The organism is Burkholderia sp. Ac-20379 (assembly GCF_017104645.1).
Lineage (GTDB): Bacteria > Pseudomonadota > Gammaproteobacteria > Burkholderiales > Burkholderiaceae > Burkholderia.
In genome coordinates, this window is sequence record NZ_JAAGPF010000766.1 from 1 (window position 1) to 862 (window position 862).

At 70.6% G+C, this 862-nt stretch carries 1 protein-coding gene and 1 pseudogene; both read left to right on the forward strand.

Annotation, left to right across the window (positions count from 1 at the left end; genetic code table 11):
- Positions 1-429: MotA/TolQ/ExbB proton channel family protein (locus tag G3N92_RS34485; protein WP_206131935.1), on the forward strand; the 429-nt coding region annotated here is incomplete at its 5' end.
- 13 nt (positions 430-442) lie between these two features.
- Positions 443-775 (forward strand): annotated as a pseudogene (locus tag G3N92_RS34490) (biopolymer transporter ExbD); the annotation flags it as partial.
- Positions 776-862: the final 87 nt, after the last annotated feature.

Sequence of the window (862 nt, forward strand, 5' to 3'; positions counted from 1 at the left end):
TTGCTCGGCGCGCGCGTCGACCGTGCCGAGCGCGTGCTGCGCGCGGTGCGGCTGGCGATGCGCCGCTCGCAGCGGCGGCTCGAGTTCGGCCTCGTGGTGCTGGCCTCGATCGCCAGCACCGCGCCGTTCGTCGGCCTGCTCGGCACCGTCTGGGGTATCTATCACGCGCTCGGCAGCATCGCCGAAAGCGGCCAGGCGCAGATCGGCAGCGTGGCCGGCCCGGTGGGCGAGGCGCTGATCATGACCGCATTCGGGCTGGTGGTGGCGATTCCGGCCGTGCTTGCCTACAACGTGCTCGGGCGGCTGGTGCGCCAGTTGGCCGAGGATCTCGACGGCTTCGCGCGCGATCTGCATGCATTTGCGGGCGGTGAGGGCAGCGACGCAGCCGATCGCGCACCGGGTGCCGCTTCCGGCGCGCCGCGGGCCTGAGCGGGAGCGCGCGATGGCATTCGGCGGACTCGACGATCGCGAACCGGCCGCGCCGATGGCGGACATCAACATGACGCCGCTGATCGACGTGATGCTGGTGCTGCTGGTGATCTTCATCATCACGGCGCCGCTGCTGACGCATGCGATCCGGCTCGATCTGCCGAAGGTGGCCGCCGCGCCGGCCGCCGAGCGGCCCGACACCATCACGCTGTCGATCGACGCCGACGGCCGTTTCTTCTGGAACGCCACGCCGCTCGATTACGACGCGCTCGTCGCGCGCTTTCGCGAAGCCGCCGCGCAGGGCCGCGCGCCCGAACTGCACCTGCGGGCCGCGGCGGCCGCGCAGGTGCAGTTCGGGCGAGATCGGAAGAGCACACGTCTGCACGCCAGTCACCATAGAGGACCTCGTGTGCCGTCTCCTTCTTGAATAACA